The following is a 17,265-nucleotide window of genomic DNA, read 5'->3' as shown; positions in this document are numbered from 1 at the left end:
CCGCTAGACGATACTAGCGCACGGCGCCAAAGCGTCAACCATTGTCAGTAAGCGCCGCGCGCACTGAGCACCGCCCGCAAGGTGCGAAGCACGATCGAGAAGTCCATCCACAGCGACCAGTTACGGATGTAGAATTCATCCAGTGTCAGCCGCTCCTTGAACGGCAGCGACGTCCGGCCCGATACCTGCCAGAGTCCGGTCATGCCCGGCCGCACCCGCACGATGGTGTCCAGCGACTCGCCGATCCGGTCCGACTCAACCGGCAGGTACGGTCGCGGTCCGACCAGCGCCATCTCGCCCCGCAGCACATTCCAGAGCTGCGGCCACTCATCCAGGCTGAACCGCCGCAGGAACCGGCCGGCCCGCGTAACCCGCGGGTCGTTGGGAACACGGGCGTACTTCAGCCACTCCTCGCGTAACGCCGAGTCGGCGGCGAGCATCTCATCGAGCCGCTGCTCCGCGTCGCAGTACATAGTTCGGAACTTCAGGCAGTCGAACACCCGGCGGCCACGACCGATGCGCCGCTGCCGGAAGAGAACCGGGCCACGGGACGACGCCTTGACCACCAGCGAAAGCACCAGGAGCACCGGCGAAATCGCGACGAGCAGCATCACCGTCAGCACCAGTTCCACCGCCAGCTTGGTGTAGAGATTGATCGGGCGGAGCAGATTGTACCGGTACTTCATCACCAGCGTACTGCCAACCTGCTCGACCTCGGCCGCCGTGCTTTGCAGGAGCGCCGCGGTGGGAACCACGAGCAACTCGGCAAACTGCCGTTCCGCCAGGCGGAAGACCAAACGCAGTTCGTCCGGAGTGAATGAATCCGACACGACCGCGAGCACGCTATCCGGCCCGCCGGCCTGCGCCAGCGCTTCCTCGACCTTTCCGGCGCCGGGGCTGTGAGGAATACGGCGTGCCACAACGTAGCCCATGGCGCGATGGCGGACCAACTCTGCGGAGAACTGCTCCGCCGCCGGCCCACCCCCCAGAATGGACAGTGGCTGGCGCCCGAGACCCACACCAGTCAGGAATCGTTTGAGCAAGTCACGGACGACCGGCGTGAGGATCATGCTGAACACCAGCGCGAGCAGGACAGCGACCCGCGACACGATCCACATCCGCCAGAGGAAAAGCAGTATCATGACTGCTGCAGTGGCGATAGCGACCCCGCGCACATACCGGCGCACCTCTTCCCACGCTGCGAGCCTCTTGGTGTACAGCCCCTCGTAGGCGAAGACAAACGGGTAGACGGCCAGCACGAACGCCTTCTCGGCAAGCGTGTGAAAATGCAGCCCGGGCGGGAATGCGTTCGGGATACCGGTCTGGAACCAGCTACGAACCAAGTACCCCAGGGCGTAGCTTGCGAACACGGCCACGCCGTCGCCGATGACGAGCAAGGCCGTGACGACCAGACGTTGCAGCCGACTCATGCTCGACGCACAGCCGACTGCCAGGAGTACTCGAACTCCCTCAGGCCGACGAACCAGCCTGCCTCGGAAATGACGAGGTAGGCGGCAAAGGCGAACCGCAGTGCCAGCCTGCCAGGCCAGGCCCGGCCATTGGTGAAGTAGCGCATCAGGGCCTTCAGTCGCTGATAGTCGCCGAACTGCTGGAACCGGCGCCTCACGCCGCCGTAGAAGTGCTCAACCGTCACGCGAGGGTCTAGATACACGCCCCATCCCGACTGGCCGAGTCGGCGGCAGATGTCCATGTCCTCAGCGTACATGAAGAACCTCTCATCGAAGCCCGACACCTGGTCCAGGGCCGCACGCCGGAACGTAACCAGTGTGCCAATGACCGCCTCTACCGGAACCGGCTCCTTGGCCAGGTGGGCGTCCGCGTATAGAAAGTCGCGCGCCGGGGCGTAGCGCGGCAGGATTCGCGCGAGTGGTGAGCGCCGGCCCGCGAGCAGGTAGCGCAATCTCGGTAGCCGCCGGGCTGACGGCTGGGGAGTACCGTCCGGGTACTCAAGCTGCGGCGACACGGCGCCCGCGTCCGGGTGCTCATCCATGAACGCCACCAGGCCGGTCATTGCCGGCGTCGAGAAAGCCACGTCGGGATTGGCCACTGCCACATACCGGCCGGTGGCATGTCTGTATCCTCGATTGAACGCCGCGCCATACCCGGCGTTTCGCCCCAGCAGGAGAAGCCTCGCTCCGTGCCGGCGACAGACCTCGACCAGGTCACCACGGTCGCGAGAACCATTATCGACGACCAGCGTCTCGACCCGCAGTCGCGGCTCGGCGTCACGGAGCGTGGCCAGCGCTCGGACCAGAAGTCGGGCTGAGTTGTAGTTGATGAAGACAATGGTCAGGTCCGGGGACATCAAGGACAGTCTATGGCTGCTGCCCTCCTTATCAAGGTCTAGCCGGCCAGTTGCCGGACCAGCTCACCGTCGTGGCTCAGGACGTCGATTACGACCGTGGGTCTGCCCAGCACGTGAGAGGCACACCCGAAGCATGGGTCGTAGGCTCGGAAGAACATCTCGACCGTGTTCAGCAGCCCGTCATCGACCTTGCCTTTGTGGATCAGCTCTTTGGCCGCCTCCCGCACGGACATGCAGATGGGGCCCTTGTTGTTCGTGGTCGCGACAATCAGGTTCACCTTCTCAATCATCCGGTCCTCGGTCAGACGGTAGTGATGGTAGAGCGTACCACGAGCCGCCTCGACAACGCCGACGCCCTCCGGCTTCATGTCGAACTTCATGTTCCGGATATCGGTCCCGGTGATCCCCGGGTCGGTCGCCAGTTGCAGTGCCCGCTCCGAGGCGTAGAGCAGCTCAACCAACCTTGCCCAGTGATAGGCAAGCGTGGAGTTGACTGGCTTCGCGCCGAACGTAGCGAATAGCTTCTGGTACGCCGCATCGGCCAACGGGGTCGACATTCCGTCGGCGGCATTGAGCCTGCCGAGCGGCCCGACCCGGTAAAGACCAGAGTCGGGACCGTCAACCAGACCCTTGTAGCCGATTGCCTTGAGGTAGGTTGCCTTGACGTAGCTCCAGTCGAGCACGTGCTCGGCAATGTGCTGCAGGTAGTCGTGGCCCTCGAACTTGACGAACTCCTTGCCCTGCTGGTCCGTGACCCGGACCTTGCCGTCATAGAAACTCACCCGGTTCTTCTCGTCCACCATGCCCATGTTGTACACCGCATGGCCCAGCTTCGGATTGGTTATCAGCGCCATGTAGGCCGGGTTCTTCAGCACGACGTCCTCGAACAACTGCAGGGTGAACTTGGCGAATTCCACGCAGGACTTCGCCATCGTCTCAATCTCTTTGCGGCCCTCTTCACTCAGCGCCTTGGTCTGGCCGCCGGGTACGCCGCTCACCGGGTGCGTCGGCTTGCCGCCAAGGATCTCGGTAATCCGCTGACCATAGGCCCGATGCTTGATGACCTCCTTGGCCGTATCCACGCCCACTTTCTCGATGACACCGAGGATGTTCCGCTTCGCCTTGGGCGCGTCCGGCCCGACCACGAAGTCCGGCCCACCGAGAAAGTAGAAGTGCAGGATGTGGTCATAGATGTAGTAGCCGTGGTAGATCAGCTCGCGTAGCTTCAGCGCGGTCTCGGTCGGCTTGACCCCGAAAGCCTCATCGAGCGCCTTGACCCCGGCGTAGTGGTGCGCAACCGGGCAGACGCCGCAGATGCGGCTCGTAAGCTGGGGCATGTCCTCGGCCTTGCGGCCCACGCAGAACTGCTCGAACCCGCGGAGCTCCGGCACCTGCAGGTAGGCATTCTCGACCTCGCCCTGCGCGTCAAGGAAGATCTCGACCTTGCCGTGTCCCTCAAGCCTGGTAATCGGGTCAATCGTAATCCGCGTGCTCACTTATGCCTCCGGTCGCTGATGGTCGCGTCGGCCAGCCCATACATATAGAACGTGCCGACCGGGTCCTTGACCTTTGCCAGTAGCTTCTCGGTCTCCGGCCCCGTGATGTCCTTCTCGTCGTCAATCCTCAGGACCGAACTGAGCGCGGAAATCATCTTGCCGCCCTGGTCCCCTACTTCCGGCGTCGGGCCCATGCAGCCGGTGCACGGCCAGTTGCCATTGATGCAGCGCTGACCGCACCCGCCGCGGGTCGCCGGCCCCATGCACACGATGCCCTGCTCAAGGAAACAGACGCCCGGGTCGGCCTGAACTTCCCACATCCGCTTCACGTCCGGCATCTTCTTGGCCACGTGCTTGTTCCGGTCGCACTCATCACACAGAGCCTTAGCCGGCCCGAGAATGCTGCCCTTGGCCGGAAGGTTGCCTTCGAAAATCGCGGTAACTGCGTTCAGAATGCCCGACACTGCGGGCGGGCATCCCGGCAGGTAGTAGTCGACATCGACCACTCGGTTCAGCGGCGACACGCGGTCGTAGAATTCCGGCAGGGTTACGTCACCCTCTGGCACGTGGCCCTTCACCAGCGGCTTCGTTCCATCCGGATTGACGACCGACGGTTCCTCAGTGTACACATGTTTGAGAATCTGCTCGCGGCCCGACAGGTTGGCGAGTCCCGGGATGCAGCCATGGTGGGCGCACGAACCGAACGCGACCAGCACCTTGGACTTCTTCCGCAGCAGGTGGGCAAGCTCCTCCTGCTCCGAGTTCCGGATTGACCCGTTGAAGAAACAGACGTCCATGTGACGGTCCGGCATGGCTTTCACGTCCGCGTACTTCGTGTCCATGGCCACTGGCCAAAGCAGGATGTCGGCGCCGGCAATCACATCCAGGATCTTCTCGTTAGTGTCCAGAACGGCGATCTCGCAGCCTCCGCACGAGGCTGCCCAATAGAAACCGAACTTCAGTTTATCCGGCAATTGGTTCCTCCGGGGTAAGCAAGGGCGAAGAGAATAGACGATTCGCCCTCAAAGTCAAGCACCCTCGCCAGCCCCAGGCCCGATATTGAACCGCCAAAGATGAAGGGGAAAGTGGAAATGGCAAAGGGCGAACCCGGAGAGACATCAGCAGATTACGCAGACGATGCAGATAGGCCAAGGGCGAGGACGTGACCGCGAAAACGGAAACTGCCCCGCGCCGTTCGTTCCTCCGATGCCGGGGCACGTTCCACGCAGCCGCTCAGTTGGACTGTGCCCTGTTTTCCCACACACAACTCGCTCCGCAACTCGCCGTCGAACTCGCCCTGCAAACCACTCTGCAAACGCAATCGCGAGTCGCCCTACGAATCGCGGCAGGAGAGGCCCTGAGACTCAGCAGGCAGGTGCCGGCCAGAATCGGTCAGACAATCACGTCGCCCGTGCCTTCTCGATTCGACCCCAAAGTCGCCGTCCTTCTCGCGCCGTAAATCAGGGCCGAAATCACAGGGAAAGTCGGTTTCCGACTGCCTCCGGGAACCACCCCCCGAACCGTTCCGGGAACGGTTCCCAGGGCGATTCCCGAAGCGTGGTTTTCGGCCGCTCTTACAGCCTAACGCCAGCTATTTCAGTACATTAGGCGCAGACAAACTGTAAATGGGTAGCGTCCCTATTTAGGTGGAAACCGGCAGCAGGGACAGGACTACTTCAGCTTGATGACCTTGCGGATGGCTTGGGCTTGGGCTTGCACTTGTGCTTCCCTCACAAAGTAGACCCCCGGTGCCAGCGCCCGCACATCATTCGCGCCGGAATGCAGGTTCATCACCTTCCGCCCGCTGACGTCCAGCAGTTCGGCCCTGTATGCTGTATGCTGTCTACTGCCTACTTCCAGATTCAGCACTCTCCTGACCACGCTCGCCCCCTTCCGCGCCTGCTCTCCTGCGAGCTGCTTAGGTTCGGCGACGCCGACCTGCGTCGACTCAAAGATGCATGTTCCGGCCTCACCGCACGCAGCATAGAGATACGGTGATGCGTAGCTCAACCTTCCTGCCGCGTCTGGAGCCGTCGCGTAGCCACGGACCCGCATGTTGTGAACATCGCTGGCGTCCACGACCCTTACACCGTCATCGTTGCCAGCGTATAACAGTGAGCCGACTGGCTCTACGCAATACAACGAGTTCGTTCCTACATCGACGGAATCTATCAGCCGAGGCTGAGTCGGGTCGGCAACGCTGTAGACCAGGAGCGTAGGATCTCCTGTCGCCAAGAATGCAAACGTGTCTCTGACGGAGATATTGCAGCCGAGCCCGAAGTGCCCGACGACCTGCGGGCTCGTCGGACTTCGGACGTTGACAACATCGCCGACGTAGTTGCCGACGAACGCCAGCGTTTCCTGAACACAGAGACTCGCGAAGGTCGCGTCCCCGGTTACGCAGCTCCCGACTAGCACCGGCTGTCTCGGCCGAGCGACGTTGACAATCTGGAAGCGGTGGGCCTCCGCCACGCATGCGAAGCTGTCGCGTAGGACCATGTCCTCCGGTGGGTTGAACAAGCCAAGCTGGCCGGCAGCGGTAGCGTGCGTTGGGTCGCTGACGTCCACCACTCTAAACCAGAACCAGTCCACGAACGCGAACGAGTCCCTAGCGATAGCCGAGGCCATGGACGGCGGCTGACCCGCCGTGTCGTAAGACCCGAGCGTGCTCGGTCGAGTTGGGTCGTGGACATCGAGAATCTTGAGTCCGGACATCAAGTCTGCCACATAGGCCCTGCCATTGTCAATGCTGATGTCTATGGCTGCATCGGCATCAAGCAGGAACGTGTCGCGGACAGGATTCGATGTGTTCCGCGTGTCGAAGACGTACAGTCCTCCCCAGTGGAATGCGCCGAACGCCGCCTGCGCCAGCCCGCTGGCCCACATGCCCATGCCCCAGCCGCCCTCGTCTATTGTGCTCAGAGCACGCGGTCGGGTCGAGTCTGCCACCGACACAATGGAGAATCGAATCAAGTCGGCATCGCCGGAGCAGTAGGCGAGAGTGTCAACGAGGTACACGCCGTAGCCGCCGACAGAATCAAGCGACCCAATCTGATACGGCAGTGACGGGTTAGCAACGTCGAGAATGTGGAACGTAATCTCACCCGGCACGTTCGGATTGAATGTCGTGGCGTAGCAGAGGTGTCCTCTCGCCAGCACCTGCTCAACCGCGCTGCCCCAGGAGCCGATGCGGTGCGGGCTTGATGGATTGGTGACGTCCAGCACATACAGCCCCCAGCGCCCGCCGAGGAAAGCGGTATGGCCTGCCACCGAAACCACGTCACCCGAATCCAGGCAGGCTCCACGGAAGACAGGGGCGGCAGGGTTTGAGACGTTGTAGATGCGGAATGAGTCGCCTATGGCATAGACCAGCGAGTCCTGCAGGGCGAAGTCATTCAAGGGTATCGGCGTCCAGGAGAGCCGAACCGGGTTCTGCTCGTCAGAAATGTCGTAGATCTCGAGCCCCCTGCCCGAACTGAGGTAGAGCAGAGTATCGACCACCTTCACATGGCCCGTCAGGCCCTCAGCATTGATATCGGAGAGCAGTTGGATTGAGAGGGAATCTTGCCTGCTGAACCTGAGCAGGCTCACGCCTGAACCGCGAGCCAGCGCCACCAACGTCTCGCTTGGGGTCGTCCTGCCGTCCACGTCATAGGATGGCCCGTATGACCAACGTCCCACCTCACGTAGCCCCTGGCCGCTGTCCGAGCTCCTCATAGCCGTGTAGTACGGGTCCTCAATCCCGTGCTGCCGTAGCCAACTGGCCCGCATCCTCGGATGCACGCGGCTCAGCGACTCCTGCACGGCGGCCCGCTCCTGAAACGACAGCCTGCCGCCAAAGGCCGCAGTTGCTGCGCCCAGCAGGAGAAGAACGCTCCACCGCCACAGTCTCATGTCGCGAAGATTCTAGTCACGTCCGTCACCGTGTCAAACGGCTGGCAGTTACCCTGACTCCGAAATAGAAACTCACCAGAGAGGCACACATCCAGAGCCAAACGAAGTCAGATGTCAGATACCAGATGTCAGATGTCAGAAGTCGCCGGCGTCCGGGTTTCTGCATTCTGCACTCACTTTTCTGACTTCTTTCTTCGGCTGAGAGTCCCTGCCTTCATGTCTTGGTAGTTCAATGTCGGGTTTGGCTCCCAATTCCAGTCTTGACGAACCGCACTTGAGTATCTATGCTTAGCCTTCAACCTAGACAGGACTGGTTGCAGACCCTCAACTGAGGGTGATTGAATCTAAGGCCGCTATTACCTTTAAGGAGGAATGCATGTCCGTCAAACTCGCAGTCAATGGTTTCGGCAGGATCGGTCGGCTGGTCACGAGAATCGCGTCCCGCAATCCGCAAGTCGAGGTCGTCGGAATCAACGACGTCACTGATGCCGCGACTCTTGCGCACCTGTTGAAGTACGACTCGGTCCACGGCCAGTTTCCCGACGTGAAGGTTGACGGCGAGTCCATCGTCATCGCCGGACGCAAGGTGCTCGTCAACAATGCGAAGAAGAACCCGGACCTGCCTTGGGAGAAACTCGGCGTCGAATACGTCATCGAGTCCACGGGCCTGTTCACGGAGTACGACAAGGCGGCCATGCACCTGAAGTTCGGTGCGAAAAAGGTCATCATTTCTGCCCCGCCCAAGGGCGACAAGCCCATCAAGTCGCTGGTGATGGGCGTGAATCACACGACTTACGACCCCAAGGTCGACCACATCGTCTCCAACGCCTCCTGCACGACCAACTGCGTCGTTCCCGCGGCCAAGGTTATTCACGAGAACTTCAAGATTCAGCGCGCCTACATGACAACAATTCACGCCTACACCAACGACCAGGCGTTGCTCGACCAGCCGCACAAGGACCTGCGGCGCGCCCGGGCCGGTGCCGTGTCGATGATTCCGACCTCTACGGGTGCGGCCAAGCTCATCGCCGTGATTTTCCCGGAGCTGAAGGGCAAGATTGACGGTGTCGCCATCCGCGTGCCCACGCCCGACGTTTCGATAGTCGACCTCGCCTGCACCGTGGAGAAGAGCACCACTAAGGATGAGGTCAACGCCGCGTTCAAGGCCGCTTCCGAGGGACCGCTCAAGGGCATCCTGCAGTACATCGATGAGCCAATCGTTTCCATCGACCTCGTGGGCAACCCGCACTCGTGCATGATTGACTCGAAGCTGTCCGCGGTCGTCGACGGCACGCTGGTCAAGGTATTCGCGTGGTACGACAACGAGTTCGGCTACGCCAACCGGCTCGTCGACCTTGTCGGCTACATGGCCTCGCGGGCATAGGCGATGAAGAAGCTGACGGTCCGGGATATCGACGTGCGGGACAAGCGGGTGTTCCTGCGCGTCGACTTCAACGTGCCGATGACCGAGGACATGCGGATTCGTGACCTCGCTCGAATCGTGGCCGCCCTGCCGACCCTGCAGTACCTGCTCGACCACGGCGCGGGCGTGATTCTCGCCTCGCATCTGGGCAAGGCGAAGGGCAAGCCCGACCCGCTCTTTTCGCTCCACCCGGTCCTGCCGGTCGTATCTCAGCTCGTCGGCAGCCCGGTGACCTACGCGCCGGTCTACACCGGCGACAATGCCGCCAAGGTTCGGAAACGAGCGGTGCCGGGCACGGTCACGCTGCTTGAGAACCTCCGGTTCCATCCGGGCGAGACCGCGAACGACCCATCGTTCGCGCGCGAGCTTGCCTCGCTGGCCGACGTCTACGTCAACGACGCTTTCGGCGCGGCCCACCGCGCCCACGCTTCCACGGTCGGAGCCGCTTCGTTCTTCAAGCAGCCGGCCGCCGGACTGCTGATGGAGACCGAGGTCGACTTCCTCACCCGGATTCTCGAACACCCGGCCCGGCCGTACGTAGCCGTCATCGGCGGCTCCAAGGTATCGGACAAGGCCGGTGTCATCAAGAACCTGCTGCCGCGGATTGACCACGTGATACTCGGCGGAGGCGCGGCTTTCAACTTCATCAAGGCGCGTGGCGTGGCAATCGGGAAGTCGCTCTGGGAGCCTGACCTGGCCGAGCAGGTGCGGCCGCTCGCCGGGGACCCGAAGCTCGTGCTGCCGACCGATGTCGTCGCGGCCTCAACCATCGATGCCGGCGCCGAGGCCAGGACCGTGGCCGTCGACAAGATTCCCGCCGACCAGATGGGACTGGACATAGGACCGGAATCGAGCCGGCGGTTCGCCGACGTGCTCAATGCTGCCAAGACCGTTGTCTGGGCCGGTCCGATGGGTGTGTTTGAACGCGACGCGTTCGCCGAAGGTACGCGGGCCGTGGCGCAGGCTGTCGCCGAGGCCACCGACCGTGGAGCGTGCACGGTGGCTGGCGGCGGCGATACCGGCGCGGCTCTGACGAAGTTCGGTTACGCTTTGAAGATGAGCCACGTCTCGACCGGGGGCGGCGCGTCCCTGGAGTTCCTCGAAGGCAAGGCGCTGCCCGGCGTCGCGGCATTGGCGGACCGGTAATCATGGCTCGCATCCCGCTGGTTGCCGGCAATTGGAAAATGTACAAGGGCCCGGCTGCGGCCCGGGCTTTTGTGCAGGAGCTGCTCAAGTCGGTCATGGCTGGACCTGCCCAGCAGGGGCCGACCCCGGAAGTCGCAGTCTTTCCGCCGTCTGCGTCCCTGCCCGCAGTTGCGGAAGTCCTCAAGGGGACGCCCATCTCCTATGGTGGCCAGAACTCCCACTGGGAAACAAGTGGAGCATTCACGGGCGAGACCTCGCCTGCCTTCCTCGCCGAGCTGGGCTGCCGCTACGTGCTGGTCGGGCACTCTGAACGGCGCGCCTTGTTCGGCGAGACCGACGACAACTGCCGCAAGAAGCTGATTGCCGCCATCGCGGCGGGCGTCGAGCCGGTACTCTGTTGCGGTGAGACTCTGGCCGAGCGGGAGTCCGGTCGCACCCTCGAGGTCATCGAGCGCCAGCTGCGCGTCCCCCTTGCCGATCGGCAACCGGCGGAACGGTTCACCATTGCCTATGAGCCGGTCTGGGCCATCGGCACCGGCCGCACCGCGACTCCGGCTCAGGCCGAGGAGGCCCACCGCTTCATCCGCGACTGGCTCACGCGCAACCTCTCGGCCGAGGTCGGCGAACAGACCCGGCTGCTCTATGGCGGCAGCGTCAAGCCTGACAACTTCGGAGAACTGCTCAAACAGCCCGACGTTGACGGTGCGCTGGTGGGCGGTGCAAGCCTCGAAATCGCCTCATTCATCAAGTTGGTCGGTTCCGCAATGTCTTACTTGACCGGCCTGATTTGATGTGTAACATCACGTCTTGACTACGTTTCCCGTTCCGCTAATCTAGCCCGACTAAGGAGAACGCTTAATGTACGGTATTCTGATATTCTTCCACCTGCTGGTCTCGGTCGTCATGGTGCTGGTCGTACTCGTCCAGCAGCCCCAGAAAGGCGGGATGGCGTCGATCATGGGTGGAAGCGGCGACAGCATGTTCGGCGGCGGCGGCGCCGCGCCGTTCATGGCCAAACTGACGACGGGCCTGGCGATTGCCTTCATGCTTACGTCGCTCGGCCTGGTCCTGGTCGGGGCGAGGCTTGGTCGCGTGCCGCCGGCCACGCGATCGACGTCGGCGCAGCAACCGATGCCGTCGCAACCGATCCCGTCGCAGCAATTGCCGACGCAACCGCTGCCGACGCAGCCTTCTCCAGTTCAACCCAGCCCGACAGGAGGCAGGTGATGTACGCAATCGTAAGAGTCTCAGGCTTCCAGTACCTGGTCAAAGAGGGGGACATTGTGACCGTCCCCCACATGGAGTCCGAACCTGGAGCCGCAATTCCGCTTGAAGTTCTATTTCTGCGAACCAACGACAAGGCAATCCTTGGCAATCCGACGGTCCCCGACGCCAAGGTCGACGCCGAAGTAGTCGGCCATATTCGCGCCCGCAAGATCACCAACTTCAAGTTCACCAGGCGCAGCAACTACCGGCGCAAGCAGGGGCATCGTCAGCAACTGACCCGGGTCAAGATCACCGGAATCAGTGCCGGCTAGCGGCGGACCGTAGGAGCTTTGAACCCGAGGGAATGACAATCAGCGCAACTCGAAAGGAAGGTTAGATGGAACTGACAGCATCACAGAAGATCGCGAAGCTGGGCAAGGCCGTGTCAGGCATGACCCAGGCAGAACTGTCTCGGGCGGTCGGCGTCTCACGCGAGCGTATCCGTCAACTCATGCCACGTTTGAAGACTAAGCCGAGCCGCCGCATCCGTGCCTGGCATCGAACCGTGTCGCGCCGGACCTGCATCGCAATGGCGGACCTCCACGACCGCGGTGAGTCACTGTCCGCAATCGGCCGGCACTATGGAGTCAGCGATTACCACGTTCGCGAAGCCATCCGGCAGGTAAGGCGCGAGATCGAGCCCGCCGGCAGAATCCAGCGTTTGTGCCGCCAAGAAGCGATCCGCAAGCTGCTCGCGCGCGGATTGACGTTTGAGCAGGCCTGTGACAAGCTCGGATTCAGCGGCCTCCAGCGCCGCCGCTACCGTCGTCAGATGGGATTCCGCTGGGAGGGCGTGAAGACTGTCCCGGCCCGGAAGCGCGGGCGGAAGTAAGAAGAACTCGGTAGTCAGTAGATAGCAGTTAGCAGTTGGAAGCCGTGCGGGCATTCCAGCAGCTGGCTGCTAACTCTTATATGAGGGATTGTCTCTCAGAAGGCTAAAGTGTGGCGGTACGCCCGTTCCAGCAGCCGCTGACTCCTGACTGCCGGCTTGGAACACTGGAACTGGGCGATACAAGAGTTGAACTTGTGACCTCTGGTATGTGAGACCAGCGCTCTAACCAACTGAGCTAATCGCCCTAAACTGCCCGCCCGAATTCTATCAGCGGTGCCCCGGGTGTCAACCCAGTGCACTGCCCGCGTCATTGCCCGATGATCTGGACGCCGGCACCCGACCCGGGCAGACTCGACAGCGCACGGCTCGCCTCGGCCGCCCGCTCCCGGTCATCGAGCTTGACGTACAGTCGCGCCGCCTGGTCCAGCCGAGACCGTGCGGCTTCATGCTCCCCGGTCTCGGCCAGCAAACGTCCTAGCCCCAGGAGGCTTTCGGCCTGACCGCGCAGGTCGCCGTCGGCCTCCCGCAACTGCAGCGAACGCTGCAGGTTGTCGCGAGCAAGACTGCTGTTGCCCAGTGCGAGATTCACCGCTGCCGCCTCAAACAGTGACCGGGCCTCGACCTCGGTATTGCCACTCTCGCGTGCCAGCCGAAGCGCGTCGTCGAGCCTGGCCTTGGCCTCGTCCAGCCGTGACAGGTGTCTGAGAGCCACGCCAACTTCCACCTGGTCTCGCGCCTGAGCGAGCTTGTCATCGAGCTTCTGGTGCAAATCGGCCGCGGACTCAGCCGCAGCCACCGCGCTGCTCCAGTCTTGCTGTCCGGCATGAACCTGTGCGGCCTCGGCAACGGCTGCCGCCAGGACGTCGTGCTGCCCTATCTTACGAGCCAGAACCTGTGTCTGCTCCAGGCTCCCAAGTGCTTCGACCGGCTGCCCGGCCGCGCCCTGGGACTTGCCAAGGTAGAGCGACACCCACATCTCTGCCTTCTGGTCGGCCAGTTCGCGGCTCAGGGCCAGCGCCTCAAGCAGCGGCTTGTTGGCTTCCATTGCGCGCCCCAGGCGGATAAGCGCCCGCCCCACTCCGGTCAGGTCATGGCACAGGTCGCGCTTCCTCGAACCCTCGCGGTCGATTCTCTCCGCGTCCTCGAACAGGGCCAGCCCCTGCTCAAACGCCCCATGGGACAGGCAATGCTCGGCCAGCTGTTCCAGATTGCGCGCCTGCAGCGAACGCTCCCCTACCTCGCGCGCAACCGCGAGCGAGCGCTCATAGTACTCCTGAGCCGCGTCCGGCTCGGCAAGTTGCTCGTGGATAAGCGCCAACTCATGGAGCAGTCGCGCCGTCGGCTTCAACTGATGCAGCTCCTCGTAGATACGCATGGCCCGCTCCATCACGTCGAGTGCGTGAGCCCCGTCGCCCTGGACCCGATTGATGACGCCGATGGCCGCGAGCCGTTCGGCCTCACCGATGCGGTCGTGCGACTGCCGTGCGAGCAGCAAACCGTCTTCGTGCGCGGCCCGTGCCTTGTCCAGCTCGCCCTGCTTGTACAGCGCTTCGCCGGCCGCACCGTACTCACGGACCGCACCGACTCGGTCACCGGCAGCTTGCATGGCATGCAACGCCTGACGGTGAAACACCAATGCCCGATCATGCTGCTTCTGCGCCTCGGCCAGCTCAGCCAATCTCGCTGCCGCCAACGCTTCCAGCTCGCCGAGCCCCAGCTTCTGGCTCATGTGCAAACAGTCGTCGAGATAGCCGTCGGCCTTCTGCGTCGCGCCTTGTTCGACCACCGCCAGACCAAGCGCCAGCAAGCTGGCCGCAGTGCCGGCTTTGTCACCAGCCTTCCGGCTTTCAGCCAGCGCCGTCTCGAACTCAACCGTGGCCTTGTCGGGCTGATTCAAGAGCAGCCGGCAGATACCACAGAGATGGTGCAGCGCCACGACCTCAGCCGGCGCGGCCTTGGCCAGAGCCTTGGTCCAGCGCTCTCCGGCTTTGTCCCACTCAGCCTGCCCGGCATACCTCGCTCCGGCCTCGAACAAGTCCGAGACCTCCGGATCGGTTGCCGCAGGTAACCCGTTCAAATAGACGAAACCCAGCCGGCGTCGCATCGACGCCAGCCGTTCGCGGTACTTGCGTCCTGCCTCGTCTTCAAGCAGGACCAGCCTCCGCTCCAACCCGTTCGCGCGTGATTCAGCCGTACGCTTGCCCAACAGCCATCCGACCGCGAAGGCTGCTGCGGCCACAACCAGCCCGGCCAGCACGGCAATCACAGACGATTCCTATCACGGTCCAATTGCCGCATAGAGGATCTTCTCCTTTACCGAAAGTGAATCCTGGGAATGGCCTCCAATCCGACCCCGTAAGGTTAGGCCAAACCACACGAAAATCAAGCCGATGCCGCAGCTTCACGGCTCAGACAAAGCGTGATCCAGAAGACAGAATGCACAATTGACGAGTAACGAAGACGCGATTGTCCGCAGATTGCGCTATCGCCGCAGACTCGCGCAGCGCGCGACATGGCCGATCCCATTGCACTCTCCGACAGGGACATCACCATCCGGCTATCGGGTGGTGTTCCAATCCGATCCGAAGAACTGCGAGCATCTGGCAATTGAGATATCCGTCGGAGGTTGATTGCTCACAACAGGACTCGCCAGACAGCTCCTCAGCAAGCTTGTCCGTAAGCTCCCCGGAAGGACACGGCTAGAGCTCTCCTGGAGCTCCGCGGGAAGCTGCTCATCGAGCAACGTTCGGAGCTTGTCGCCCGGCTCCTGACGCCGCTCCGACCGAGGCTTGTTCCCCCGCTCACGGCCGGGCTCGCCGGAAAGCTCGCAGCGAAGTTCCTTCCATGCAAGCGACCGAGGCTCTCTCGGTAACTCCTTCAGAGGCTGGCCAGCAGGCAAGCTCACGGGCTGAATATGGGGCCAACCAGCGCCGACCCCCACATGCGAATTCTCGCGTTCGCGACCGAGACCAAACTGGCCATGATTTGACGGTCATCCCTGATAGTCGCCTCGCCCTAGTCTCTCAGGTCTCTTAGGCCCTGCCGCCATATGCCCCGTTGGACTGACCGCAGAAACTCGCGACGTCCTGCAGTGAATCCGAGCCAAGGTGCTCGATGCGACCGGGTCATGCGGCGTTGATGGTCTGAAAGGCACTGGCCGCGGCTCTCAAGCCTACGGTCTGAGACGCTAGCCCCGTGCCGGGCCAGTCACGCCAGCTTGTAGCAAAAGCACCGAAGCGTGCCCTGATGTCTGTACTTGGCGCGCTCGAGCTCCTTGTAGAACGGCAGATTCTCCGAGTCAGTTTCGGCCACGACCGTCTTGAAGCCCTTCGCCCGCAGAATAGCTGTACCCTTCATGAGCAGGTCGAACCCATAGCCTGAGCCCCGCAGCTCCGGCGCCACTCCGATGTAGTTAATCGTCCCCTCGTTGTCGTCGAGCCGCCTGGGCACCACGAGGCCGCAGAGTCTCCCATCGTCAAGATAGCCGAGCAGCCAGTCATTCGGCTCGAAGCTTCCTTCCTTGAGAACTTGCATGTACCAGCGGGCTGTCTCGGCCGCGCCGTACTTCTTGAGTCGTGCCCGGTCCGCTCGGTCGAGGGTACCGACCGTGACCTGCCCGATTGCCTGCTCAAACGAGTACTCGCCAGCTTCGGGCATCGTCCGGAACCGAAGCCTCACCTGAACCCGCATCGGAGCCCCGGAGTCCTGCCATACGTAGCGCCTCTTCTCCTGAAACTGTCTGAAGCCGACCGCCTCGACGAGCGCCTGATACAGCGCCGGGTCCGGGTCGTAGATGTCGTAGATGGCGTAGTCGATCCCGATCACGCCCTTGTCCTTGAGCTGAGCCAGAGCCGTGCCCAGCAGGGCTCTGCCCGTCGCGAAGAAGTCAACCGCGGCGCTTATGTGCGTTCCGAACATCGCCAGTTCAGCCGGCGACGAGCGGCGATGAAAGAACACGCGGCCGACCGGCATCTTGTCTTGCTCGGCCACGAAAGCGAGTTCCGGTGAGCTCGCGCCCTCTTTCCATGAGCGCCTCACGACGCCGGTCAGCCAGCCGGTGCCGCCCAGAGCGCAGCAAGCCTCCAGTTCCTCAGGACGCATCGGCCGTACTATCATAGCCGCTCAGCAGTCAGTGTCTACCGGACAGAGGAAAGACCCGCATTGTCCGTTAGGCGTGGTTGATGCACATGAGGAACGCGAAGCCTGGTTGAAACCCTGACTGCTAAACTGGTTGGTTTCAGGTCGAGCCTGAGTCAGCCCTCCCATGTCGAGCCATGCATTCGCAGTCCGTTTCTGAAAAGACGGGGCGGGCACTGCTGCCCGCCCCGCGATAGCCATTAGTCGTCAGCGAGTGAGTGTCAGTTTCCGGGTTAGCGAAGCATTCCCGTTGGTCAGCGTGTAAAAGTACACGCCGGCAGCAACGCTCTTCGCATCCCACGTGGTCGCATAGTGCCCGGCCTGTCGATGTCCCGATGCCAGAGTCTGGACCGGACGCCCGGTGACGTCGTAAACAACGAGCGACACATCACCGGCCCGCGGCAGCGAATAGGATATCCGCGTCTGCCCATTGAACGGGTTCGGGCTGGCCGCTGCACCGAGTCTCACCGGCGCGACACTCGGTTGCTCGGCAATTCCCGGGTGGAGCAAGTCATACACAGGCACCTTCTGCACCACTGCTGGGTTGTACGACGCCGCTCCCTCTGGCGACCCGCTCGTCGACACGTAGAAGCCTGCGACAGAATCTTCCTCATACACAACGGCCATCGTATCCGAAGTCGAGTCCCCTTTGATCGCGTAGTCGATGACCGACGGGAATCGCATCGAATAGGTCTCGGCATCAGTCAGCTTGGTCGCAGCTGCCCAGGTAACGCCGTTGTCGCTC

General features: G+C 62.5%; 14 protein-coding genes and 1 tRNA gene. 6 read left to right on the top strand and 9 right to left on the bottom strand.

Annotated features, from left to right (window positions below; translation table 11 throughout):
- Positions 1-44: 44 nt before the first annotated feature.
- The 5 genes from VMH22_07650 to VMH22_07630 form a co-directional block, all read right to left on the bottom strand.
- Positions 45-1,430 carry an exopolysaccharide biosynthesis polyprenyl glycosylphosphotransferase gene (locus VMH22_07650; protein ID HTW91569.1) on the bottom strand — a complete coding sequence of 462 codons (1,386 nt, stop codon included), beginning with the start codon at positions 1,428-1,430 and terminating at the stop codon, positions 45-47.
- Positions 1,427-2,326, bottom strand: a complete 900-nt coding sequence (locus VMH22_07645) for a glycosyltransferase family 2 protein (GenBank protein HTW91568.1) — start codon at positions 2,324-2,326, stop codon at positions 1,427-1,429. The genes VMH22_07650 and VMH22_07645 overlap by 4 nt, the downstream gene beginning before the upstream one ends.
- Positions 2,327-2,364: 38 nt before the next feature.
- Positions 2,365-3,822: a Ni/Fe hydrogenase subunit alpha gene (locus tag VMH22_07640; GenBank protein ID HTW91567.1), complete on the bottom strand. Its 1,458-nt coding sequence runs from the start codon at positions 3,820-3,822 to the stop codon at positions 2,365-2,367.
- Positions 3,819-4,796: an oxidoreductase gene (locus VMH22_07635; GenBank protein ID HTW91566.1), complete on the bottom strand. Its 978-nt coding sequence runs from the start codon at positions 4,794-4,796 to the stop codon at positions 3,819-3,821. Before VMH22_07635 ends, VMH22_07640 begins: the two co-directional genes overlap by 4 nt.
- Positions 4,797-5,493: 697 nt before the next feature.
- Complete coding sequence (locus VMH22_07630) at positions 5,494-7,716, bottom strand: hypothetical protein (GenBank protein ID HTW91565.1); 2,223 nt, start codon at positions 7,714-7,716, stop codon at positions 5,494-5,496.
- Between the two features lie 376 nt (positions 7,717-8,092).
- On the opposite strand from VMH22_07630, the gene gap reads away from it, so the two are divergent.
- The 6 genes from gap (at position 8,093) to VMH22_07600 (ending at position 12,383) form a co-directional block, all read left to right on the top strand.
- Positions 8,093-9,100, top strand: coding sequence for a type I glyceraldehyde-3-phosphate dehydrogenase (gene gap, locus VMH22_07625; protein ID HTW91564.1), 1,008 nt, complete (start codon positions 8,093-8,095; stop codon positions 9,098-9,100).
- Between the two features lie 3 nt (positions 9,101-9,103).
- Complete coding sequence (locus VMH22_07620; GenBank protein ID HTW91563.1) at positions 9,104-10,285, top strand: phosphoglycerate kinase; 1,182 nt, start codon at positions 9,104-9,106, stop codon at positions 10,283-10,285.
- Between the two features lie 2 nt (positions 10,286-10,287).
- A complete protein-coding gene (gene tpiA / locus VMH22_07615; GenBank protein ID HTW91562.1) occupies positions 10,288-11,076 on the top strand; it encodes a triose-phosphate isomerase in 789 nt (262 codons plus the stop codon).
- A gap of 67 nt (positions 11,077-11,143) precedes the next feature.
- The gene (secG, locus tag VMH22_07610) at positions 11,144-11,512 is read left to right on the top strand and encodes a preprotein translocase subunit SecG (protein HTW91561.1); all 369 of its coding nucleotides are present in this window, start codon (positions 11,144-11,146) and stop codon (positions 11,510-11,512) included.
- A complete protein-coding gene (gene rplU / locus VMH22_07605) occupies positions 11,512-11,823 on the top strand; it encodes a 50S ribosomal protein L21 (GenBank protein HTW91560.1) in 312 nt (103 codons plus the stop codon). The genes secG and rplU overlap by 1 nt, the downstream gene beginning before the upstream one ends.
- Before the next feature lie 65 nt (positions 11,824-11,888).
- Complete coding sequence (locus VMH22_07600) at positions 11,889-12,383, top strand: hypothetical protein (GenBank protein HTW91559.1); 495 nt, start codon at positions 11,889-11,891, stop codon at positions 12,381-12,383.
- A gap of 171 nt (positions 12,384-12,554) precedes the next feature.
- On the opposite strand, the gene VMH22_07595 is transcribed toward VMH22_07600, so the two are convergent.
- The 4 genes from VMH22_07595 to VMH22_07580 form a co-directional block, all read right to left on the bottom strand.
- A tRNA-Val gene (locus VMH22_07595) sits at positions 12,555-12,628 on the bottom strand.
- Positions 12,629-12,690: 62 nt separating this feature from the next.
- Complete coding sequence (locus VMH22_07590) at positions 12,691-14,649, bottom strand: tetratricopeptide repeat protein (protein HTW91558.1); 1,959 nt, start codon at positions 14,647-14,649, stop codon at positions 12,691-12,693.
- A 941-nt stretch (positions 14,650-15,590) separates the two neighbouring features.
- Positions 15,591-16,484: a GNAT family N-acetyltransferase gene (locus VMH22_07585; GenBank protein HTW91557.1), complete on the bottom strand. Its 894-nt coding sequence runs from the start codon at positions 16,482-16,484 to the stop codon at positions 15,591-15,593.
- Between the two features lie 243 nt (positions 16,485-16,727).
- On the bottom strand, positions 16,728-17,265 hold a 538-nt coding region (locus VMH22_07580), incomplete at its 5' end, for a T9SS type A sorting domain-containing protein (protein HTW91556.1).

It is taken from the genome of bacterium (assembly GCA_035505375.1).
Taxonomy (GTDB): Bacteria; Hydrothermota; Tepidihabitantia; order Tepidihabitantales; family Tepidihabitantaceae; genus UBA2258.
This window is presented reverse-complemented; position numbering and strand designations above follow the sequence as displayed.